The organism is Gordonia sp. 852002-50395_SCH5434458 (assembly GCF_001665905.1).
GTDB classification, from domain to species: Bacteria; Actinomycetota; Actinomycetes; order Mycobacteriales; family Mycobacteriaceae; genus Gordonia; species Gordonia jacobaea.
In genome coordinates, this window is sequence record NZ_LZTC01000009.1 from 62,565 (window position 1) to 84,017 (window position 21,453).

The window sequence follows — 21,453 nt, forward strand, 5'->3', positions numbered from 1 at the left end:
CACAGCACGTCTATCGGGACGGGCCTGCTGCAGTTGCCTGCAGAATTTCGTCGCATGCGGCGTCGACTGCCTCTGCGGGATCGACGATGTGACTCGCCAACGCCTCGGCTGCGCGATAAGGCTCACTGGCAGTGAGCAACCTGAGGTCGGTGTCCGAGAGCCGTGACAGCGGCGCGCCTGTCCCGGCTCCGTGGTCGCGAAGGGCTGCCGCCCAGAGTGGTTGGTCGGCGCTGAGCCAACCGATCACTGATGGGATCCCAGCTCGCAGAGCGGCGGCGGTGGTGCCTGCCCCGCCGTGGTGGACGGCTGCTCGGCAAGCGGGGAAGAGGACCTCGTGGTCGACGGGGTCGGTAATGTGCAGCAGGCCATCGCGTTCTGGCAGTGCGTGTCGGGTATGCGCGATCACCCGGAGGCGGAGCGACAGGAGTCCATCAACGACCGAAGAGATCCGCTCGGGTGGGATCTGCATACTCCCGAAGCCGACATAGACGGGGGATGGCCCCGATCCAATCCAGTCGAGGATGTCGGTGATCTGACTATTGTCGTTGTGTCCGTTGAGTTTTGCGCGTGTCTGTTCGTCGGGGAGCAGGAAGCCCGTGAACGGGCGCTGTTCTCCCCACTCGCGCTCGAGGAGCGGGAACAACTCGGCGTCGTACGCCTGGATCTCCGGTGTTCCCTGCCGCCGAAGCCTCGCGCCGATGGTTCCCGATACCGACGGGAGACCCAGACGGCGGCGCAGGGCGCGGTCGTTTGGGCGCTGGGTGAGTGAGAAGAGGTAGTCGGCTGCGCGCCATGTGGCGGCGCTGATCGCAGTTGGCAATGGCCGGTACAGCGGCGACAGATTGTGGTTGGGACGTATCGGGCAGTAGTGCAGCGGGACGAAAGAGATGCTCCGACTTTCTGCGACCGTCGCAGCCCGCTCCTGTGCCAGTGGTCCGCTGACGAGGACATCCGCCGTATCGGCGAGTTCGCCCATGACTCTCTCCGACATCGCCGATCCGTGCGATCCGACCTTGCGTAGTGCGGTCAACCTCTTATACGGATTCCACGACTTGAGGTCTCGCTTCACCAGCGGACTCGAGAGCAATTCCGCAGTCGATGGACACAGGCTGCGCGTCGGCAACCCAGAACGTGAGACAGCAGTGACCAGGTCGTCGGGAACAGCCAACTCGACGCTGTGTCCGCGTCGGCGAAGTTCGGCTCCGAGCGCGACCGCAGGTTGAACATCGCCTCTACTGCCGTGCATGACGAATGCTATTTGCATATGCCCCACTCTGTTTCGGTCAGTCTCCAGGAAGCGAACTCGGTGGCGACCAGTGCGCGGAGCGAATCCCGATCGTTGATCCGAGAGGGGTTCAGCGAGCTCACCGCAAGCGTCAGCACTTCATCTCCGGTACACAACCAGCCGCTGATACCGCCCGCATGGCCCGCCAAGCCGGCGGTATCCGTGGTGACGGCGCGCATGGCGGTAACTCCGGTATGTCCGGTATGAAGTGACGCAAACAAAGGATTTACCCGTCCGACATTGGACGCCACACATAAGGGCGTCGACATCCCACCAGCGAGTCGACGCACGGCCCTGTCGCCCAAAGCCTGTGCAACAGTGGACATCGCGGCCATCGAGCCGGGCCGCGCATCGAGCGTGCGGTATGCCGCCTTGCACGCGTCGCGAATCTCGCTGAGGTCGGTGTAGCGGTTGGAGTCGAGACGTATGTGGGCGGTGACGCCTGTCGTGGCGTTGGCGCGCCGATCGTCCTCACGATGCTGTGACACCGGAATCGACACCGGGACGACGTCTCCGGACGATGCCAGTCCGGCTTTGTCGACGATTCCGACCATCAGCCCGACGAACAGTGAGTTCAGCGTGCCGTTGCGTTCTGCGGCAACCCGAAGTGCTTCCTCGCGATCAACGGTCACGATCACCGAGGGGGGTATGCCTGCTTCGGTTCCGGCAGCCCGCCCTGCGCTTGTCGTCGCTATCGCACCAGTAGGCGCCGGGCTCGGGGAAGGTGCGCGTGACGGTTGGGGGCGCGCAGATCCTCGTGGTGATGCGTCACGAAGTGTCGCGACGACACTGGAAGCCGCCGCGCGAGCTGCCCGCGCCGCAGTGCCTGCTCCATCGGAAAGGTCGGATACGAGGTCGGGCATGGCTACGTCTGTGTTGTAGGCGGTCCCCGACAATGCTTCGACGATCGCCGTTATCAGCGTGGCGCCGTCGCCGATCGCGTGGGCCGCCGTGAATGAGACGTACGTACCAATGCCGTCGGAGTGGGCGGCGCTCAGTCGCCAGGAGGGGCCCGACACGCTGTTCAGAGCGAACTGTGCCTGGGCGTCGACCCATGCGGCAATATTCTCGGCACGCACCGTCTCAGTGAAGAATTCGACCGACCCGGCGGTCGGCGTGTACCGCCACGCATCGCGAGCCGGTGGTGGCCGTCGCGCGACGAGTCTCGATGCGCGACCCGCGCAGAGTCGCTCTCCGAGTCGGGAGAATGCGTCCTCGTCGAGGCGAGTGGGTAGCTGCCATACGCATTGATTCACAACCCCGAGCCCCAGCGCGTGTTCCATCCGTACGAACAGATCGTCGTCGGTGGTCAGACGCTCAACCGGCAGGGCCGAGTGTATCGACCCGGTCGTGCGCGTCGAAGTGGTCGTCATGACCGCGAGAGGTAGGCGCGCAACGTAAGTGGGACAAAGACAATCAAGATCGCGGTGGTTCCCACCAGCGTCCATCCGACGTCGCTTGTGATCTGTCCCTCGTTTGCCAGCCCGCGAAACGCGGAGATGAGGTGTGAGACCGGATTGACGTCAGCGATCGCCTGCATCCAACCGGGCATTGTCGTGGTCGGCACAAACGCATTGGACGTGAACGTCATCGGCATCAGCACGAGCATCGAGATGCCTTGTATCGCTGATACTTTGCGGAGCAGGACACCCAGCAACGCGAAGATCCAGCTCAGCGAGAACGCTGCGTAGACGACAAGTGTGACGCCTGCGATGACCCCGATCACGCTTGCCGGCCGGTAGCCCATGCAGAGGCCGACGACGAGAGACATCACGCTCGCGATGACGTATCGCAGGGTATCCGCAGTCAGCAAGCCTGCGAGTGGCGCGATGCGCGCTATGGGCATGGAGATCAGCCGGTCGAACACACCGCTGTCGATGTCTTCACGTAACTGCGTTCCGGTGACCACCGACGTGGTCACCGCCACCGAGACCAGGACGCCGGGGACAAGCAGGACGAGGTAGTTGTCGACGCCTCCCGCGACGGCTCCGCCGAAGATGTTGGCAAACATCACTGTGAAGACGATGGGCACGATGATCACGTCGAACAGTTGCTGTGGGGAGTGCTTCATCCGGAGAAGCCCGCGACGAGCTAGTGCGAACGTCTGGCGCAGCCCCTGGCTGAAGGGAATCCTGTCGACAGGAGTGATCGGCCATTCGATTCCGCTACTGGTGGCGTCGGCCGTCGCCGCTGCTCCCGAATCGGCGACGCCGGACTTCGTCTGATCGATGGTGCTGCTCATGTCCGGGCCGACTCTCGGGTTGTCATGGCGAAGAAGACATCGTCCAGCGTGGGGCGCTGGAACGAGAAGTCGGCGACCTCGATGCCCGCGGACTCCAGTTGGGACACCGCGTATGCGGCCCGCCCCGGCTCCGAGGTGATCGCCGAGAGCGCGCCCTCGGCAGGAATCTGAACGACATCCGCGGACAACGTTGCCCCCATGATCTCTGCGGCCTCCCGCATTCTGGATCTGTCTTCGAGTTGAACGTGCAGTGTGCGCGTACCGATGCGCTCCTTGAGCGACCTGGCCGTACCTTCGGCCACCACCCGCCCGCCGTCGATCAAGACGATTGAGTCGGAGAGTTTGTCTGCCTCGTCGAGGTATTGGGTGGTGAGTAGCACCGTCGTACCGTTATCGACGAGGTCGCGGACGACGGCCCACATCTGAGTCCGTGTGGTGGGATCGAGACCTGTCGTCGGTTCGTCGAGGAAGAGCAGCGGCGGAGCGGAGATCAGTGAGGTGGCGATGTCGAGTCGTCGTCGCATGCCGCCGGAGAAACCCGACACGGGGCGCGAGGCGGCGTGACTGAGTCCGAACTGTTCGATCAACTCGTGCGCACGAGAACGAGCCGCACGTCGGCCGAATCCGCGCAGGGTGGCGAACAGCTCGAGGTTTTGTTCTGCCGTCAGATCCTCGTCGAGTGAGGCGTACTGACCGGTCACCGCGATCATCGAACGCACGGCGGTCGCCTGTCTCACGACGTCACGGCCGAAGATCCGTGCCGAGCCGGAGTCCGGCCGGATGAGCGTCGCGAGCATACGTACCGTCGTGGTCTTGCCTGCGCCGTTCGCGCCCAACAACCCACACACCGATCCCGTCGGTATCGATAAGGAAATGTCTGAAACTGCATTGACATTTCCGAATTTCTTACCGAGCGAGTCGGCCTCGATTGCAATCGTCGGCAACATCACCATCGAGTGCCCTCCGTCCTCGTCGGATCATCCGTCAGATCTTCAACAGGCTATTTGCTCGTCGAGAAAGTGTCGAGGCGAGTTGAACCCTGCGAGATTCCTGACAATCCGCATCGAGTGGTATATGTCTCTATCCCCTTAAATTGCCGATCAGCGCACGCTACGGTCACACGGTCCGTGTGCGAGGGTATCGCTTAGTCGCTATTCTTTGGCGACTCCCCGTCGCGATCTGGAGGTAATCGTCATAGCTCAAAACCGCAGACCGCGCTTTGCGTGGCAATGTGCCGTATCAGTTCTGATCACTGTGATTGCAGCGGCGTCGCTGGGAGTTGGGGTTGCACGAGCAGAACCCCTACGTCCGACGATACAGCGAACAGTCGCAGAGGGGCAGGGTGTAACGGCGGTCTACGTCTACTCGGTTGCCATGCGCAAGACGATCAAGGTGCAGGTGATCACGCCCCGTAACCCTTCGGGAACCAGGCCATCGCTGTACCTGCTGAGTGGTCTCGGTGAAGAGGACCCGACCAACAGCATGTGGCTACGCAAGACCGACGCCCGAAACTTCTACGCGAACAAGAATGTGAACGTTGTCATGCCGTTGGCGGGCAACGGAAGCTTCTACACCGATTGGCAGCGCGACGACCCGAAACTAGGCCGCTACCAGTGGGAAACCTTCCTTGTGAAGGAGCTGCCGCCCCTTATCGACGCCGCGTTCGACGGCAACGGACGACGAGGGATCGCGGGGATCTCGATGGGCGCGGGAGCGGGGTTGGTGCTCGCGGCGAGGAACCCGGGTTTCTACAGGGCGGTTGGTGCCTACAGCGGTTGCTACAGCACCACAGGCGTCGCAGGCGAGGCTTATCCACGGGCGATCGTCGCAGCCTTCGGGGGTGACGCAAATAACATGTGGGGGCCTCCCGGTAGTCCGGGCTGGGCGGCCCACGACGTACTGTCGCTCTCGCACAACCTCCGTGGCACCACGCTCTATATATCCACTGGAACAGGGCGGGCGGGCACGTATGACCAACCCGGATATCCGGACAATTCCGACCCCATTGATCGGCAGGTCATTGGCGGAGCAATCGAAACGGGTTCCCTCTGGTGCACCCAACAATTGGAGTCCCGATTGACGGCGCAGCATATTGGGGCGACAATTCGTTACGTTGATCCTGGAACTCACGCATGGCCTTACTGGCGAGACCAGCAGCGTGAGAGCTGGCCCATTCTTGAGCATGGGATGAACAGCTGAATTCCATTCTGTTAACAATGGCTGCAAACCCTCCTCGATACCCGGGGTATTCACGTGTACCCGTGCACGGGTGACTGAAAAGGATGCCGATGGAATACACAGAGCTCGCTGACTATCAGGTTCCCACTGGCGCGATCACCGCGTGGGAAGCTACTGCCGACCCGGATTCATGGTGTGCCGATTCTCGTCGGCTCTCATACATGCACCTCGAGCACGCTCGACGCGCTGCCGAACTCGGTGACGAATGGCACGGACACTGGATCGGAACGGCCTTCACCATCGAGGAGCGGTTCGACCGCGATGCGTTCGCCGCGACTATCAGGCAGTGGTTCGCCCGCCACGAGGCGCTCCGTTCCGCAGTCCAGCTCGGCGGGACTCCTGAGGACGATCTGGTGCGGATGACCATCGAGCCGGAGGCCGTCGGAGTTTCCGGGCTTTCGATGGGTGTGGCGGCGTCGCCCGACGCGGCCCGCCAGAGGATTCAGGACTTCTTCGATACCACGGTCAACCCGTTGACCTGGCCGCACTGCGTCGTCGTGACTCTGGAACCCGATGACCGTGACGACAGATTCCTCGTCGTCTTCGGTGCTGACCACACCGTGATGGACGCCTACACACAGGTTTTCGCGATCAATGAGCTCAGCGCCCTCTATCGCGCGGAGATCAACGATGAGCACCATGGGCTCGCCGAGTACGGCAGCTACCTGGACTTCAGCGATGCGGAGCGGCATCTGGGTGAACAGATCGATGCGAACAACTCTGCCGTCGTCGCCTGGCGGCAGTTCTTCAACGAGTCGCCCACGTCCGTCCAGCCACATGCGATGCCCCGCTTCCCTCGATGTGTCACCGGTGGCCTCGACGCCGTAGTGCCTCCCCGCGAGCCGGATTCCGGTATGCAAGTGAGTCTTTCGCAGGACCTTCTCGACAGCGCGCAGGCCGCTCGATTCAACGACATCTGCAAGGCAGCAGGTGGCTCGGTGACCACGGGTATCTACACTGCGATGTCGATCGCGAGTGCGGCGCTCGCCGGAACCGGCGAAGTGCGATTCGTCAGCCCTGTACACACGCGCACGGGACCCGAGTGGGGCGAGGCTGTCGGGTGGTTCGTCGGTCTCGTTCCCGTGCACCTCGATCCATCTGATGCGCAGACCTTCTCTCAGGCTCTGCCGCGTGTCGCCGAGTCGGTGTCGCGGTACAAGAACGTGGGTACCGCACCGTTCGCCCCGATCGCTGATCTGATCGGGGGCGACGTGACGCCTCCGGGATTCGTCGTGTCCTATATCGATCTGCGGCGGGCGCAGGGAGCTGCGGAATGGGATCGTCGAAACGCGCGAGTGTTGCGCAGTGCCACCCGGGAAGTCGACGAGGTGTACCTGTGGATCAACCGGATTCCCGACGGGATCAACATCTCGACGCGCTATCCGTCGGGGGAGCGTAGGCGCGAGGTCGAAGCTTTCCTCTCGGTGTTCGCGGAGGTTCTGCGTACGATCGTCGACGCTGGTGACCACGACTACATGTTTGCGCGCGAGATGACGTCGCAAGCGTCGGCGGACATCACGGCATGACGGTGGTATTCGGCGCGGCTGCGACGCCAGAACCGCTGCTGCGTAGGCAGTTTCCTGGTGGCACGCCCATCGAGTGGGCGCTGTGTTCAACTGATGCGGCGTTGCAGGCCGCACGTGTGACCGGGGGTGCAACGTTTCTGCAGACCGAGCACGTGGTCACTTCGACCGCGGCGCGTGCCCGCGGCGACGAGCACCGTTCCGTCGTGGGCGCTGTTGCCAGATTCGATACCCCGCTGGACCCGGCTGCGATGGCCGCAGCGCTGACGGCCTTCGTACGACGGCACGACGAACTGCGGAGCTACTACACGCTGGGCGAGGTGGGCGTCGAACGGTACGTCATACCGCAGACCCACATCGAGATGGTGGCGCAGTGGCCGCTGGGCCGGAGTCGGAGAGTCGACGCGGCGGATGCGGGTGACCACCTCGCGAATCGCATCTCCGTTGCGACCGCGTTCGATTCCCCGCAGTCGATGCACTTCGGAGCGTTCGACGGCGATGGTGGATTCACGTTCTACCTCGGCGCCGATCACGTGCACGGGGACGGCTATTCGTTATGGCTGGCGATGGACGAGATCAACGCACTGTATCGGGCGGAGATCTCGGGAACGCCGGTCAAGCTGACCGATGTGGCATCATTCGACAGCTACGTCGCCGATGAGCATCGTCGCGCTGCGCGTGTGCGTGCCGATGACATCGGCGTCAAGGCGTGGCGAGAAGCGCTGGCCATCAAGGGATCTCTTCCCGATTCGCCGGTTCCACTCGGACTCGACGACGACGCTCCCGCGCCTGCGGTGCGCTGCCGTCGGGATCTGCTCACAGCAGACGAAGCGGATGCGCTCGACATCGTCAGTGCTTCGTCGAGCTGGGTCACCATTGCTGGATGCCTGTTCTCCGCGTTGGCATCTGCGCAGTACCTGTGCACAGGGGAGAAGCGCTTCTTCACGACGACTGCGCTGGCAACTCGCGGGCCTGAGTTCGAGTTCACTCAGGGCTGGGCATGCAACTTCGCACCGGTGTACTTCGACGTCGAACCCGGAGCTGACCCGATTGAGTTGGCGCGCACGGCATCCGTCGCGGTGAAGCGGGCCAAGAACGCTGCGGCCGCCCCCATCGGAGCGGTTCTGCAGGTCCTTGCGCGGTCCGGCGAGCTTCCACAGATGGCCGGTTCTCCTCAGATGGTGACCTACATCGATCACCGTCGGCTGCCGGGAATCGACGACCCCACTGTCGGAACCACTGTGGGGTTCCCTGGTATCGGCAAAACCAAGAACTCCAACTTGTGGCTGAGTCGGATGGTTGACGGATTGGTCGTCGAATCTCAAATTCCCGACAACGATGTCGCACGCGCGAACATCAATCGTTATCTCGACACAGTTGCGGCACAGCTCAGAGCGCTCCTGGAATCTGCAGACTCCGCGGTCACCGCGATCGCGGGTACCCGGGTGAGGCAATGAAACTAACTGGTACACAGGATTATTCACTGAGCTCAGGTCAACTCTCCGTCTTTCATGCCGATCTCATCGGAGACGATCTGCCTTCTGATACCGGACTGTCGGAGAACGAACGATTTCACGTTGATTCTCATCGAGCGGGGCATCCGGGTTCGCTGACACTGGTTCTCGACTTTCCCTATCCGGTTGAGCGCGGGCTGCTGGCACGGCTTCCCGAGGTGTTGCTGTCGCGGCATGATGTCCTGCGAACCTATGTTGCAGCGGATGGCCATGACCTCAGTCGGCGCGAAGTCCCCTTGTCGTCGATCGGCGTCAGTGTTGACTCCCAGGCTCCGACCGACTCTTCAGACGCGGGCATGACGAAGCTGGTGCTCGATCGAATCGCCTTGGCATGCAACCCAACCGAGCCGCTTTCGCACTTTTTCGGGGCGGTGCTCCGCCCTGATACCACCACGGTGATCTGCGCGTTCGATCACTTCTACGTCGACGCGCGATCATTGACGGTGCTAGCAGCCGATATCTCTGACGTGGTTGCCGGCCGTGCATTGTCGAGTGCCGGCTCGGGGTTGGCCGCCGTGCGCGCGCACACGTTCAGCGGCGACGTGGCTCCCGACGATCCACGACTTGCCGGTTGGTTCCGATTCCTCGACGAATCGGACTGGGAGATACCAGCTTTCCCTCTCGACCTGGGGCTGGAACCCGGACTTCGAGCGCCGATGAGAACACGGGTGAGCACCCTCCTCGGTAGGTCTGAGGCGCAGCACTTCAGCTCGGCTGTACACACGCGTGGCGCGAGAACGTTCTCGGCGCTGTTGACGTGCATCGGGCGCGCAATCCGTCTGGCTGGTGGTCCGGCCGATACCGCGCTGATCGTGCCGTCGGGGCTCCAGACATCCGAGTCGATCGTTGCCTGGGTGGTTGCCAACATCCCGCTGCGTGTCCGCGGCGAGGGGGACCTCGTCGAACTGTTGCCGCTCAACGCAGATCGACTCGCCGAAGCTCTACCTCTCGCGAGCGTCGGACTGACGGCGGTCTATCAGACATTCGGCAGCAGGCTGCGCAGCACACGCGGCGATGTCTTCATGGTTTCGTACGTCGATTACACCCGTCAACGTCGGCCGTCGAAAGATATTGCAGTGCAGCAGTTATCGGGCGACCACGCGACCGACAACGTGCAGTGGTGGCTGTGGCGCGACGACGATGGCATCCATGTCAGGGTTCGGTACCCCGCTACAGCGGCGGCGGAGTCCGTGGTCGGCGGTGTACTGGAGCTCACCGGTGCTGCGGTCAGGGAGATCAGCGACCGCCTCGTTGATCAGCGAACATCTGTGGGCACGTCGCCGTCGCCCGCGTTCTTGGATTGATACCAATCGAGGTAACCCCGAGTGCCGTAGGCCTGCAGTCGGCGAAGAGATGTGTAGACAACGGCATGCGGTGCGAGCGCTACGGAATCGGCTCCCGCCTGTGCGGTGACGCGCTGCTGTAGGACCGCGTCCTCATCGACATCGTCGATCTTCGTCCGCGGGAATCCACCTGCCGCACAGTAGGTATCAGCGGTGACCGCCAGATTGTTGCCGACAACCAGGAAACTCTTTCGTAGGTGCGCCGGCTGAGATCGTGTGCGCAACCAGGTGATGAGGTGTCCGAGGCGCCACGTCGTGCCGATCAGGTTGAACGCGATGGCACGCGCTCCGTCGGAACTGCGGGCACGCACTCGACCTCCCGCGAGGCTCTTGCCATCGAGCAGTGGGGCGACGATCTGTGTCAGCCAGTCCGGCGCGGGGAGCGTGTCGGCGTCGGTGCGAGCGATGAACTCGGCTCCGGCGTCGATGGCGTAACGAAAGCCCGAGTCTGCGGCACTACCCGTGCCCTTCTCGACTTCGGTGAGCACATCGATGGGGACAGCCGAGTGGGACGCGAGCTCGCGAACGAGATCACCGGTCCCGTCGGTACTGTTGTTGTCCACCACGATGATGCGGAATGGCGCGCGCGCATCGTGGGCGGCTGTATCGCGAAAAGTTTGCTGTTGCAGCGCGCGGATCGTGTCTTCGATGTAGTCGACCTCGTTGTAGGCGGGGACCACGACAGCGACTCGCGGGGCCGCCAACTCAGTGCTTTCGTTCGCCATGCTGCCATTCAACCGGGATGGTGACTGTCTTGCACGTGAATGTGATGTGAGTAAAGCGACGTCGGGGTAGTGGGCAATCCAGAGACGCAGAGACTGCTCAGTGCGCGACCGGGCAGCCCCCAGTTGCGCCGTAGCGAACGGGCAGGTCTTTGACGCCGTTGAGCCAGCCTGATCGCACACGACGCAGCTCGCCGATCCGCTCGATGTCGGGAAGTACGTCTGCGACAGCGTTGAGGATCAGGGAGAGTTCGAGGCGCGCGAGGTTGGCGCCGATGCAGAAGTGGGCGCCGTTGCCGCCGAACGCGAGATGCGGGTTGGGATCTCGGAGGATATTGAACGTGAACGGGTCGTCGAAGACGTCCTCGTCGTAATTTGCCGAACCGTAGAAGATGCCGACCCGTTGTCCCGCGGCGATGTCGACGCCCTCGATGCTGGTGTCCACCTTGGCCGTCCGCTGGAAGGCGTTGACCGGAGTCGACCAGCGCAGCACCTCGTCGATCGTGGTTTTCGGGCGCTGCGACTTGAACAACTCCCACTGCGCTGGATGGGACATGAAGGCATTCATGCCGTGGCTGGTCGCGTTGCGCGTCGTCTCGTTTCCCGCGGTGATCAGCAGGATGACGAAGAACCCGAACTCGATGTCGGACAACGACTCTCCGTCGATGTCTGCTTCTATCAGCGTGGTGACGATGTCGTCGGTGGGGTTGCGCCGACGCTCCTCGGCCATCGAATAGGCGTAGCCGAGCAGCTCGGCGTTGGCCATCGCGGGGTCGATCGTGTTGTCGGGATCGTCGCTGTTGATGATCGCGTCGACGAGCTCGTGAATACGCGGACGGTCGGCTGTCGGGACACCGATGAGATCCAGAATCGCCTGTAGGGGAAGGTGGATGGCCACGTCGTCGACGAAGTTTCCCGACTCCTTGGCTGCGGCCGATTCGACGATCCGGCGCGCCGAAGTTGCGAGATTCTCCTCCAGTGACCCAACAGCCTTCGGTGTGAACAGTCGCGACACGATCTTGCGCAGACGAGTGTGCTCCGGCGGATCGTGGTTGACGAGTAGCGCCTTGGTGAACTCGATCTGGTCGGGGGTGACGTAGTCGGGGAGTCGGATGATGGCGCCGTTGGCATTCGTCGACCACACCTGGTTGTTCTTCGAGATCTCGCGCACGTCTCTGTGTCGTGAGATCACCCAGTAGCCGCCGTCCGTGAAACCCGAGGTGCCGAGTGGCTGTTCGTTCCACCAGACAGGCGCGGTCTGGCGCAGGTGAGCGAATTCGGTTTTCGGTAGCCCGGATTCGAGCACATCGGGATCGGTGAAATCGAAGCCCTTGCCGAATGGGCAGGCCGCATCGGTGGTGATGGCTGTCATGGCTTCACCATACAGTCAGACCGCATGTGTATGGTCGTTTTCCCGTGATACGGTCTGCGCTGGTAGAGGTCGGTACTGGGAAGTGGGTGCCGGGACATAGGTACTGGGAAATCGGTGCCGGGAGGTGGTCGCGAAGGATGCGTACGCACGGCTGGGCCGGAAGTGTTCCGGTCGACGACGCCGAAGCGACGGCGCGCATCCTTGCGGCCGCACGGTCGGCGATCGACGAACACGGTGTAGCGACGACGATCAGCGACGTCGCGCGCACTCTCGGGGTCACTCGCCAGACGGTGTATCGATACTTCCCCAGTACCGAGGCGCTGCTCCGGGCAACCGCTCTCGACGCCGTCGGTGCATTTCTCGAGCGAATCGCGCTACGTGTCAGCGGTATTCGTGAGCCCGACGTCGCGGTCGTCGAGGGAATCGACGTGGTCCTCCAGGAACTGCCAGACGACCGCTACGTCGGCCTTCTGTTCGCGGCGGACAATGTGAGTCTGTTCGCGGTGGAGGGGGTGACGTCGGAGGCCGGTCAGGCATTCGCACGTTCGATGGTCGAGCGCATGGATGTCGACTGGGCTGCACGCGGATACGGCCCGGCCGAGATGGACATCATCGTCGAAATCGTCTTGCGCACACTGCAGTCCATGATGATCGACCACAGTACGGCACGTTCGGGTGCGCAGCGTCGTGCATTCCTCGATGCGTGGGCGGGTGCGGCGATCCGCGCGTTGCCGACGGGCGCAGCCGTGCCGGGTGATCGCATCTGACTCAGCGTGGTGTGCAGATCACCGCCGGGATGGTGCGCTCGGTCCACGCCTTATAGGTGTCGAAGTCGGCGTACAGCTCCACCAGGCGAGGCCAGAGTCGTTCGCGCTCCCGTTCGTTCGCCGTATGTGCCGTGTATTCGCCTGTCTGCGAACCGATCTGGATCGACACGTCGGGGTTGCTGCGCAGGTTGAGGTACCATGCCGGGTTCGACGGTAATCCGCCCTGCGAGGCGACGACGACGATCGTGTCGCCGTCGCTCAGATAGAGGAGCGGCACGGTGCGCGGTTGGCCGGACTTGCGGCCGATCGTGGTCAGCAGACATACGTCGACGGGGTTGCGCATCGCCGCGCCGACCCGCCATGTGCGGCCGAGCCGACCTCCGCTGCGTTTGTACAGTGCGGTGTTGAGGCGTGAGCCGAGCTTGATCGCTTTCGACACGATCGGTGAATCGAGTTGTGTGGGACGGTTTTCGGCCTTCATGCGCTCTCCCGTGACTCTCAGATGCGCTCGAGGATGGTGCCGGTTGCCAGTGCGCCGCCCGCGCACATGGTGACCAGAGCAGTCTGTGCGTCACGCCGTTCGAGTTCGTGGAGTGCGGTGGTGAGCAACCGCGAACCCGTGCTGCCGACCGGATGTCCGAGGGCGATAGCGCCGCCGTTGACGTTCACCTTGTCCATGTCGGCGCCGTGCACGCGAGCCCAACTGAGTACCACCGACGCGAATGCCTCGTTGATCTCGACGATGTCGATGTCGGACAACGACATTCCCGCCTTGGCCAACACCCGTTCGGTGGCTTGGACCGGGCCGTCGAGGTGGTAGTACGGTTCGGACCCGACGAGGGCGGCGGCCCGCAGTCGTGCTCGTGGGCGGAGTCCGAGCTCGCGCGCTCTGGTCTCGTCCATCAGCAGGACGGCCGCAGCGCCGTCGGAGATCTGCGACGACGTGCCCGCGGTGTGGATGCCGCCGTCGATGACCGGCTTGAGTGCCGCGAGCGATTCGGGTGTGGTGTCGCGAAGGCCCTGATCGCGTGTGACGTCGATGATGTTGCCGGTCACCACGCCCTCTTTGGTGCGCTCAGGGGCCTTGAGGCTCAACACTTCACGGTCGAACCGGTGCTCGTCCCACGCCTGATGTGCGCGTTGCTGGCTGCGCACCCCGAGTTCGTCGACGTCGGCGCGGGTGATCCCGCGGCGTGCTGCGATTCGCTCTGCGGCTTCGAATTGATTGGGCATCTCGACGTTCCAGGAGTCCGCGTGGTACGGGCCGGCGTCGACGCCAACGTTGGCTCCCAGCGGGGTGTGCGTCATCAGCTCGACGCCGCACGCGATGCCGACGTCGATCACGTCCGAGGCGATCAGCCCGGCGATCAGGTTGTTTGCCTGCTGCGCCGAGCCGCACTGGCAGTCGATGGTCGTCGCGCCGGTTTGCTCGGGAAGTCCGGCCGACAGCCACGCCTTGCGCGTGATGTTGCCGGCCTGCGCTCCTGCCTGGGTGACACATCCGCCGATGGCCTGCTCGACCAGCGATGCGTCGATACCCGCCTTCTCGATCAAGCCGCGCTGAGTGAGGCCGAGTAGCTCCTCAGCGTGTAGACCGGAGAGCCAGCCCGCCCGCTTGCCGATGGGGGTTCGCACTGCTTCGACGATTACCGGCACACCCATGTCCGTCACCTTTCGGGCTTCTACTTTTCTACTACTTCTCCGCGCAGCCCTCTTGCTTGCGGACTGCACTGGCACAGATCTACTGCTCTGGCATGAAAGTAGAACATGTTCCTGTTTCTGTCCATGGCGGCGGCAGAAAAGTAGAACGAGTTCCTGTTTTGGTGCGATACTGTGTGTACAGTGAGCGTCAGTGAGACGTGAACACGTTCGCGTCTCGGTTGTAAACATTGAGAACAGGGTGGTATTTCACGTGATTCAGACCGACGGCGTGGGGGCCGACCAGACGTCATCCTCACCGGCAGCATCATGCCCGTTCATGCATCAGGAGGGGTGGGATTTCACCAGTCCGGACCTGCTCGAGAAGGGCATCCCGGTCGCCGAGTTCGCGGCCCTGCGCAAGACCGCTCCCGTCTGGTGGAATGCCCAGCTCCCGGGTAAGGGTGGCGGTTTCCACGACGGTGGGTACTGGGTCGTCTCGAAGCACGCACACGTTCGCGAGATCTCGAAGAACAACGAGGATTGGGCAACGTCGACCAACGGCGTCATCATGCGGTTCGACGACGAGATGCCTCAAGATCAGCTCGACGTCACTAAGGCGCTGTTGATCAATCACGACCCGCCGGAGCACACCCGCCTGCGCAAGGTGATCTCGAAGGCGTTTACGCCGCGGGCCGTGCAGGCGCTCGAGGAGAAGCTCGACGACGCGGCGCGCACCATCGTGCGCCAGGCGGCCGACCGGGGAACCGGCGACTTCGTCCACGACGTGGCCGTCGACCTCCCGCTGCTGGCGATCGCCGATCTGCTCGGTGTCCCGGAGTCGGATCGCAAGAAGCTGTTCGACTGGTCGAACGGCATGATGAACTACGACGATCCCGAGTTCGCAGGCGTCGATCCGCAGATGGCGTCGGCAGAGATCCTCGGCTATGGCTACAACATGGCGGAGGAGCGTCGAAAGTGTCCTGTCGACGACATCGTCAGCACGCTGGTCAACGCCGACATCGACGGTCAGCACCTCGATGAGGCCGAGTTCGGATTCTTCTTCATCCTGCTCACCGTCGCTGGCAACGAGACCACGCGCAACGCGATCAGCCACGGCATGAATGCCTTCCTGGAGCATCCCGACCAGTGGGAGTTGTTCAAGAAGGAACGCCCCGCGACGGCGGTCGACGAGATCGTGCGCTGGGCGACGCCGGTGAACTGCTTCCAGCGCACCGCCAAGCGCGACACGCAGGTCGGCGGCGTCGACATCAAGCAGGGGCAGCGCGTCGGATTGTTCTACGGCTCAGCCAATTACGACGAGGACGTGTTCGACGATCCGTTCTCCTTCAACATCCTGCGCGACCCCAACCCGCACGTCGGATTCGGCGGCAACGGAGCGCACTTCTGCGTCGGTGCGAACCTCGCACGCATGGAGATCAACCTGATGTTCAATGCAATCGCCGACCTCGTGCCCGACATCTCGCGGCTGGACGAGCCGCGTCGACTCCGGCACGGTTGGATCAACGGCGTGAAGGAACTCCAGGTCGACTACGGGACTCGGTGACCGATGACCAGTGCAGCCCAACAGGATTCGAGTCAACCCGCATATCTGGGCATCGATAGGGAGAACAATCCCGCAGTGGTGGCAGGTCGGCGATCGCGGGAGGCGGTCGCGGCTCGTGACAAGGAGGCCTGGCTCGACAACTTCGCGGCCGACGCGAAGGTCGAGGACCCGGTCGGGCCGTCGATGTTCGATGAACGAGGGGTCGGATTCCAAGGGCGAGAGCGTATCTCGCAGTTCTGGGATCTGTCGATCGCGACAACCGAGAGCATTGACTTCGTCTTCGACGATGAGATCATCTGCGGCAACGAGGTCGCGTACGTCGGGAAGATCGTGACCCACATCGCGGGCCACGTGTCGGAGGCGCACGGCGTGTTCACCTATCGCGCCGACGAAGAGGGCAAGCTGTCGGCGCTGCGCGCGTTCTGGGAGGTCGAGAAGACGATCAACTCGGTCCGGCCAGCCTGACGTCTGGGACTTTTTGGCCTGACGTCGAAATCCGCACCTCGTCTGTGGCACTTTACCTTCGGCACTGCCGAAGGTAAGGCGTGACAGATGAGGTGCGGATTTTTGTTGGAACCGATCCGACGCTGCGTGCGTCACAACGTGCATGGTCCACTTCCATGGCGTCACGGGCGCGGTCAATCGCGCTGAGCTCCTCGCGGCGGGTTACGTCGACCGTGAGATACGGCTGGCGCTCGACGTCGGAACCCTCGTGTCGCTGGCGCCGGGAGTGGTGATTCCGCGCGATCTGCTGGCAGAAGACACTCCTGAGGAGCGGCACCGGCAGCGAGCGCTTGCCGTGATACGACGCGACGCCCGCACGCCGGAGGTTCGGGCTGCCAAACACACTCGCGCGCTGGCACTTTCGTCGGCCGCCGCGGTGCTTGGCTTACCTGTCTGGGGGTTGGATACCTCGCGGGTGTCGATCGCAGACAGTGGACGCACGCCGGGCACGCGCACCACATCGCGTACGAGGTTGATCACCGACACCCGACCACCAGCCCTCGTCGAGGTCGACGGTGTGCTGGTGGTGTCGCCTGCTCGTACGGTGGTCGACATCGCGCGCACCGGCGCACGGATACCAGCGATCGCGGTGGGCGACGCCGCGCTGCACGCCGGACTGTGCACCGTCGACGATCTGCAGAATGAGCTGGACCTGCTCGTGGGGATGCGGGGGCGTGCCGCGGCGATCCGCGCGGTCGGCCGGTGCGACAGTAGGACGGAGTCGGTGCTCGAGACGCGCAGCCGCGTCGAACTGGTCGACGCAGGCGTCCCGGAGCCGGAGCTGCAGGTGAACATCTATGACGCGCACGGGAACTTCCTCGCGCGCGTCGATCTGTACTGGCGCGATGCGCGGCTGTGCGGAGAGGCCGACGGCAACAAGAAGTACGGCGACGATGCCGACGAGACCCGACGTGCGCTACTCGCCGAGAAGTCGCGCGGCGACGGGATCGTCGAGACCGGACACGCCTTGTTGCGGTGGGGCTGGCGCGACGTCGACGAGCCTGCGGTCCTGGCGCGTCGGGTGCTGGGCATGCTCGGGCGGCGCGCGGCGTAAGGGCGGCTGGTTGTGCAGGGCTCGGTGCAGCTACCTGATCTACGTGCAGCCACCTTGGGCGGTGCAGAAGGTAGCTGTACGCAGATGAGGTAGCTGCGCGCCAGGCTGGTGCGGCCCAGCTAGTTCGACGGCTTGTCGGCCAGTGGTCGGGTGTTGGGCATGCTCGGGCGGCGCGCGGCGTGAGGGGCGGCTCTGAGCCAACGTCTGTGCAGCTCTCGGTACAGCTACCTGATCTACGTGCAGCTACCTTCGGCAGTGCAGAAGGTAGCTGTGCGCAGATGAGGTAGCTGTGGGCCGGGTCGCTGGCTCTTAGATCAGTTGGTGCGCGGCCCGGCTAGTTCGACGGCTTGTCGGCGCCGACGAGCCACATCGAGTAGTACTGCGCTCCGCCGCCGTAGGCGTGGCCGAGGGCTTTGCGGGCGTCGGCAACCTGGTGGTCGCCCGCCTTGCCCATCACCTGGATCGCGGCTTCGGCGAAGCGGATCATGCCCGACGCCCCGATCGGGTTCGACGACAGCACGCCGCCCGACGGGTTGAACGGGATGCGGCCGCCGATCTCGGTCTCGCCGGCTTCGGTGAGCTTCCAGCCCTCGCCCTCGGGGGCGAAGCCGAGGCTCTCGAGCCACATGGGCTCGAACCACGAGAACGGGACGTAGACCTCGGCGACGTCGACCTCGTCGATCGGATTGTCGATGCCCGCGGACTTCCACAGTGCTGCTGCGGCGTCGCGGCTGGCCTGCGGGTTGACGGTGTTGCGGTGCGCGAAGAACAGCGGTTCGGTGCGCATCGCGGTGGCGTGGACCCAGGCGACGGGGCGGCCGTCGGCGACTGCGGCGTCGGCGACCTGCTCGTCGCCGATGACCACCGCGCATGCGCCGTCGGAGGACGGGCATGTCTCGTCGTAGCGGATCGGGTCCCAGAGCATCTGCGATGCCATCACACTTTCGACCGTGATGTCGGGTTGGTGTAGGTGGGCCAACGGGTTTCGCGCGCCGTTGCGTCGATCCTTGGTGGCGACCATCGCGCCGATGTGCTCGGGCGCGCCCGACTGCCGGATGTAGGAGCGCACGTGCGGGGCGAAGAATCCGCCCGCTCCCGCGCCGACCGGCTTGGTGAAGGGAACCGGAAGCGACAACGCCCACATGGCATTTGACTCCGACTGCTTCTCCCACGCGATCGCGAGCACACGCTTGTGCACGCCCGCGAACACCAACGACGCCGCGACGTTGGCCGTCGAGCCGCCGACGGAGCCTGCGGTGTGCACACGGATCAGTCGTTTGCCAACGGCGCCAAGGGCATCGGCCATGGCCAGCTCGGGCATCATCGAACCCTCGAAGAGATCCGGCGCCTTGCCGATGACGATCGCGTCGATCTCGTCGATGCTCACCCCGGCGTCGGCGAGGGCCGCGTCCATCGCCTCGCGGCACATGCCTGCCATCGTGACGTCGTGCCGCTTGGCGACGTACTTGGTCTGCCCGGTGCCCAGGACCGCCGCACGGTTGTTGTGTGCCATCAGTTGTCTTCTCCCACAATCGAGTCGCCGCTCTTCGAATCACCGCTGTTCGAGTCACCCTGCAGCGTGACCACCATGTTCTGTTGCAGCAGAGGGCCGCTCGTCGCGTGTGCCACCGCGGTCCGCGCATCACCGGTCAGGATGGAGTGCGCCGCGTAGCCGATGCGCTGCAGTCCGCCGCTGAACAACGAATTACCCGTGAGCAGGCCGCCGGACGGATTGATCCGCACGGAGTCGGGCAGGCCGAGCGCGTTGCGGACGATGATCTCCTGGTGTGTGTAAGGGGCGGCGATCTCGGCGACGTCGACGGCGCGGGTGCGATCGCCGAATGCGGTGTCGGCGGCCAGTGTCGTCGACGGCGAGACCGTGAGATCTCGTGCACCGAAGTTGGCGCTGTCGATCCGGTGGTCCCAGCCGGTGACGAATGCGGGATTGGCGACGAGCTCGCGGGCGCGGCGTTCACTGGCGATGATCACGGCCGCGGCGGCATCGGTGAACGGTGCGATGTCATGTGCTCGAAGAGGATTGGCGACGTAATCGGTCGCGAGCAGGTCGTCGGTCGACGCCCCGGTCGTGCGGGCGGCGACTGCGGCCATGTCGGTTTCGGTCCACGTACCGGCGTCGAGGCCTGCGCGGGCCTGCAATCCGGCGAGAGCGCGGTCGCCCGGCCAGAGTGGAGCGACGGTGTAGGGGTCGGTCTGCATCGACAGCGTGCGATTGCTATCTCCCGCAGAGGATTTGCCGAAGCCGTAGGCAAGGGCGAGGTCGACCTCGCCGCTCGCGATCTTCACCCACGCCTCGTACAGCGCCCACGCGCCGTCCATCTCGACGTGGGATTCGTTGATCGGCGGCATCGCGCCGATCGAGTCGATGGCCGAGATGAACGAGAAGGCCCGTCCGGCAAGATAATCCGACGATCCGCTGCACCAGAACTCGATGTCGGTGCGGGAGATGCCGAGCTCGGCGTAGAGCTTGTCAAAGCAGGGGATCAACATTTCGACACCGTTGGTGGTGCCGTGTGTGCCGACGATGTTGGGACTGTGGGCGAACCCGACGATCGCGATGCGGGGGAGGGTCACGTGCTTCTCCTAGAGATGGGGATCGCGGGTCAGAGGAACTCGCGGTAGGTGTCGTACTCGGCGTCGGGTTCGCCGGTGGGGCGGAAGTGGCTGATCGATCCCATCGACAGCTCGCGCTCGTCGTCGGGAACCCAGACCGCCTGCACCCGCATGCCCATGCGAACCTCGTCGGCGGGAGCGTCGAGGATGAGGTGCAGGAACGGGATGTCGGAGCCGTCGAGCAGCACGTACGCCGCGACGTAGGGTGGCTTGATCCGCTGCCCCTGGAACGGCACGTTGACGATGCAGAACGTCGTGACGGTTCCGGTGTCGGGGAGTTCGACGTGTTCGACGGCAGGCGCACCGTCGGCGGGACTCACCGAGCGTGGCGGGAAGTAGACGCGCCCGGCGTCGACGCCTGAGCCGATACGCGTCCCGATCAGCTTGCCCGCCTTGAGGCCTTCGAGATAGCGCGACTCCTCTTCGGTCGCGGAGTGAATGATGCTCGTCGTGATCGGGGTGGTGATGATGACGTTCTCGTCGTCGGGATTCTCGGCGGTGTTCGGTTCGGCCTGCTCAGCGGAGTCGCCGGATGCGAAGTAGGCGATGTCGTCGATGCGTCCGCTGCGTGCCGCACGCCAGACCGCGTGTACCCGCATACCCGTTTCCATGTCTGCCTGCCCGTCGACCTTGACCGCGTGCAGCAACGCGGTGTCGGCGCCGTCGAGTCGGATCAGCGCCCATGCGAACGGTGCGTCGAACGGCTGGCCGTCGATGTGGTCGGGATTCCACGACCACGTGACGACCGTGCCGACGGAGGCGACGTCGACGATGTCGGTGATCGGTGCGCCCGACGCGGCGTCGTATTCGATCGGCGGTACCGACACGGTTCCGTCGGCCGACCGTGATCCGACGATGTGGCCGTCGCGTAGCCCGAATGCGAACCGGCTCAACACCGGTCCGAGCGAACGCGTGTAGCTGAACGTGTTGCTCAGCTCAGCGGTCAGGATGGCGGTCTCGGGATCGGGCACCACGGCGACGGGGCTGGCGGTCGTCGCGGCCGGAGATGTGTCGATGCTGCTCACACTTCGAGTAGAACACGTTCTAGTATTG

General features: G+C 63.9%; 19 protein-coding genes. 8 read left to right on the top strand and 11 right to left on the bottom strand.

What is annotated here, in order from left to right; all coding sequences use genetic code 11:
- Positions 1-10: 10 nt before the first annotated feature.
- Genes A5785_RS01240 through A5785_RS01255 form a run of 4 tightly spaced genes read right to left on the bottom strand, consistent with a single transcriptional unit; the run spans position 11 to position 4,480 of the window.
- Positions 11-1,264, bottom strand: a complete 1,254-nt coding sequence (locus A5785_RS01240; protein ID WP_064864262.1) for a glycosyltransferase — start codon at positions 1,262-1,264, stop codon at positions 11-13.
- Entirely contained in the window at positions 1,255-2,658 is a 1,404-nt protein-coding gene (locus A5785_RS01245) for a hypothetical protein (RefSeq protein WP_064864264.1), read from the bottom strand. The genes A5785_RS01240 and A5785_RS01245 overlap by 10 nt, the downstream gene beginning before the upstream one ends.
- Entirely contained in the window at positions 2,655-3,527 is an 873-nt protein-coding gene (locus tag A5785_RS01250) for an ABC transporter permease (RefSeq protein WP_082937839.1), read from the bottom strand. The genes A5785_RS01245 and A5785_RS01250 overlap by 4 nt, the downstream gene beginning before the upstream one ends.
- Positions 3,524-4,480, bottom strand: a complete 957-nt coding sequence (locus tag A5785_RS01255; protein WP_082937838.1) for an ATP-binding cassette domain-containing protein — start codon at positions 4,478-4,480, stop codon at positions 3,524-3,526. Before A5785_RS01255 ends, A5785_RS01250 begins: the two co-directional genes overlap by 4 nt.
- Before the next feature lie 421 nt (positions 4,481-4,901).
- On the opposite strand from A5785_RS01255, the gene A5785_RS01260 reads away from it, so the two are divergent.
- The 4 genes from A5785_RS01260 to A5785_RS01275 all read left to right on the top strand — a co-directional run bounded on the left by A5785_RS01260 (position 4,902) and on the right by A5785_RS01275 (position 10,106).
- Positions 4,902-5,726, top strand: coding sequence for an alpha/beta hydrolase (locus tag A5785_RS01260; protein ID WP_414652019.1), 825 nt, complete (start codon positions 4,902-4,904; stop codon positions 5,724-5,726).
- A gap of 89 nt (positions 5,727-5,815) precedes the next feature.
- Positions 5,816-7,291 carry a condensation domain-containing protein gene (locus A5785_RS01265; protein ID WP_064864266.1) on the top strand — a complete coding sequence of 492 codons (1,476 nt, stop codon included), beginning with the start codon at positions 5,816-5,818 and terminating at the stop codon, positions 7,289-7,291.
- On the top strand, positions 7,288-8,745 hold the full coding sequence (locus tag A5785_RS01270) for a condensation domain-containing protein (protein WP_064864268.1): 1,458 nt from the start codon (positions 7,288-7,290) through the stop codon (positions 8,743-8,745). Before A5785_RS01265 ends, A5785_RS01270 begins: the two co-directional genes overlap by 4 nt.
- A complete protein-coding gene (locus A5785_RS01275) occupies positions 8,742-10,106 on the top strand; it encodes a hypothetical protein (protein ID WP_064864270.1) in 1,365 nt (454 codons plus the stop codon). Before A5785_RS01270 ends, A5785_RS01275 begins: the two co-directional genes overlap by 4 nt.
- Here A5785_RS01275 and A5785_RS01280 read toward each other — a convergent pair.
- Positions 10,058-10,870, bottom strand: coding sequence for a glycosyltransferase (locus A5785_RS01280; RefSeq protein WP_064864271.1), 813 nt, complete (start codon positions 10,868-10,870; stop codon positions 10,058-10,060). The two genes, A5785_RS01275 and A5785_RS01280, sit on opposite strands and share 49 nt — an antisense overlap.
- A 97-nt stretch (positions 10,871-10,967) precedes the next feature.
- Complete coding sequence (locus tag A5785_RS01285) at positions 10,968-12,239, bottom strand: cytochrome P450 (protein WP_064864273.1); 1,272 nt, start codon at positions 12,237-12,239, stop codon at positions 10,968-10,970.
- Between the two features lie 137 nt (positions 12,240-12,376).
- On the opposite strand from A5785_RS01285, the gene A5785_RS01290 reads away from it, so the two are divergent.
- The gene (locus A5785_RS01290) at positions 12,377-13,006 is read left to right on the top strand and encodes a TetR/AcrR family transcriptional regulator (protein WP_064864275.1); all 630 of its coding nucleotides are present in this window, start codon (positions 12,377-12,379) and stop codon (positions 13,004-13,006) included.
- Between the two features lies 1 nt (position 13,007).
- Here A5785_RS01290 and A5785_RS01295 read toward each other — a convergent pair whose 3' ends face one another.
- Complete coding sequence (locus A5785_RS01295) at positions 13,008-13,487, bottom strand: nitroreductase family deazaflavin-dependent oxidoreductase (protein ID WP_049699904.1); 480 nt, start codon at positions 13,485-13,487, stop codon at positions 13,008-13,010.
- Between the two features lie 17 nt (positions 13,488-13,504).
- Positions 13,505-14,668 (bottom strand): steroid 3-ketoacyl-CoA thiolase, encoded by a 1,164-nt coding sequence (locus A5785_RS01300; protein WP_049699903.1) that lies wholly within the window; start codon positions 14,666-14,668, stop codon positions 13,505-13,507.
- Between the two features lie 250 nt (positions 14,669-14,918).
- Between A5785_RS01300 and A5785_RS01305 the strand changes: the two genes are divergently transcribed.
- The 3 genes from A5785_RS01305 to A5785_RS01315 all read left to right on the top strand — a co-directional run bounded on the left by A5785_RS01305 (position 14,919) and on the right by A5785_RS01315 (position 17,769).
- Positions 14,919-16,211, top strand: a complete 1,293-nt coding sequence (locus A5785_RS01305; protein WP_049699902.1) for a cytochrome P450 — start codon at positions 14,919-14,921, stop codon at positions 16,209-16,211.
- 3 nt (positions 16,212-16,214) lie between these two features.
- Complete coding sequence (locus A5785_RS01310; protein WP_064864277.1) at positions 16,215-16,676, top strand: nuclear transport factor 2 family protein; 462 nt, start codon at positions 16,215-16,217, stop codon at positions 16,674-16,676.
- A 142-nt stretch (positions 16,677-16,818) separates the two neighbouring features.
- The gene (locus tag A5785_RS01315) at positions 16,819-17,769 is read left to right on the top strand and encodes a hypothetical protein (RefSeq protein ID WP_064864279.1); all 951 of its coding nucleotides are present in this window, start codon (positions 16,819-16,821) and stop codon (positions 17,767-17,769) included.
- Positions 17,770-18,103: 334 nt separating this feature from the next.
- On the opposite strand, the gene A5785_RS01320 is transcribed toward A5785_RS01315, so the two are convergent.
- Genes A5785_RS01320 through A5785_RS01330 form a run of 3 tightly spaced genes read right to left on the bottom strand, consistent with a single transcriptional unit; the run spans position 18,104 to position 21,371 of the window.
- Complete coding sequence (locus A5785_RS01320) at positions 18,104-19,282, bottom strand: thiolase domain-containing protein (RefSeq protein ID WP_064864281.1); 1,179 nt, start codon at positions 19,280-19,282, stop codon at positions 18,104-18,106.
- Entirely contained in the window at positions 19,282-20,361 is a 1,080-nt protein-coding gene (locus A5785_RS01325; protein WP_064864283.1) for a thiolase domain-containing protein, read from the bottom strand. Before A5785_RS01325 ends, A5785_RS01320 begins: the two co-directional genes overlap by 1 nt.
- A gap of 29 nt (positions 20,362-20,390) precedes the next feature.
- Positions 20,391-21,371, bottom strand: coding sequence for a Zn-ribbon domain-containing OB-fold protein (locus tag A5785_RS01330; RefSeq protein ID WP_064864312.1), 981 nt, complete (start codon positions 21,369-21,371; stop codon positions 20,391-20,393).
- Between the last annotated feature and the right edge of the window lie 82 nt (positions 21,372-21,453).

Excerpts from the sequence above, each read along its gene's own strand:
- A5785_RS01240 (WP_064864262.1), bottom strand. The coding sequence starts at position 1,264 with ATGCAAATAGCATTCGTCATGCACGGCAGTAGAGGCGATGTTCAACCT.
- A5785_RS01245 (WP_064864264.1), bottom strand. The coding sequence starts at position 2,658 with ATGACGACCACTTCGACGCGCACGACCGGGTCGATACACTCGGCCCTG.
- A5785_RS01250 (WP_082937839.1), bottom strand. The coding sequence starts at position 3,527 with ATGAGCAGCACCATCGATCAGACGAAGTCCGGCGTCGCCGATTCGGGA.
- A5785_RS01255 (WP_082937838.1), bottom strand. The coding sequence starts at position 4,480 with ATGGTGATGTTGCCGACGATTGCAATCGAGGCCGACTCGCTCGGTAAG.
- A5785_RS01260 (WP_414652019.1), top strand. The coding sequence starts at position 4,902 with ATGCGCAAGACGATCAAGGTGCAGGTGATCACGCCCCGTAACCCTTCG.
- A5785_RS01265 (WP_064864266.1), top strand. The coding sequence starts at position 5,816 with ATGGAATACACAGAGCTCGCTGACTATCAGGTTCCCACTGGCGCGATC.
- A5785_RS01270 (WP_064864268.1), top strand. The coding sequence starts at position 7,288 with ATGACGGTGGTATTCGGCGCGGCTGCGACGCCAGAACCGCTGCTGCGT.
- A5785_RS01275 (WP_064864270.1), top strand. The coding sequence starts at position 8,742 with ATGAAACTAACTGGTACACAGGATTATTCACTGAGCTCAGGTCAACTC.
- A5785_RS01280 (WP_064864271.1), bottom strand. The coding sequence starts at position 10,870 with ATGGCGAACGAAAGCACTGAGTTGGCGGCCCCGCGAGTCGCTGTCGTG.
- A5785_RS01285 (WP_064864273.1), bottom strand. The coding sequence starts at position 12,239 with ATGACAGCCATCACCACCGATGCGGCCTGCCCATTCGGCAAGGGCTTC.
- A5785_RS01290 (WP_064864275.1), top strand. The coding sequence starts at position 12,377 with ATGCGTACGCACGGCTGGGCCGGAAGTGTTCCGGTCGACGACGCCGAA.
- A5785_RS01295 (WP_049699904.1), bottom strand. The coding sequence starts at position 13,487 with ATGAAGGCCGAAAACCGTCCCACACAACTCGATTCACCGATCGTGTCG.
- A5785_RS01300 (WP_049699903.1), bottom strand. The coding sequence starts at position 14,668 with ATGGGTGTGCCGGTAATCGTCGAAGCAGTGCGAACCCCCATCGGCAAG.
- A5785_RS01310 (WP_064864277.1), top strand. The coding sequence starts at position 16,215 with ATGACCAGTGCAGCCCAACAGGATTCGAGTCAACCCGCATATCTGGGC.
- A5785_RS01315 (WP_064864279.1), top strand. The coding sequence starts at position 16,819 with ATGGTCCACTTCCATGGCGTCACGGGCGCGGTCAATCGCGCTGAGCTC.
- A5785_RS01320 (WP_064864281.1), bottom strand. The coding sequence starts at position 19,282 with ATGGCACACAACAACCGTGCGGCGGTCCTGGGCACCGGGCAGACCAAG.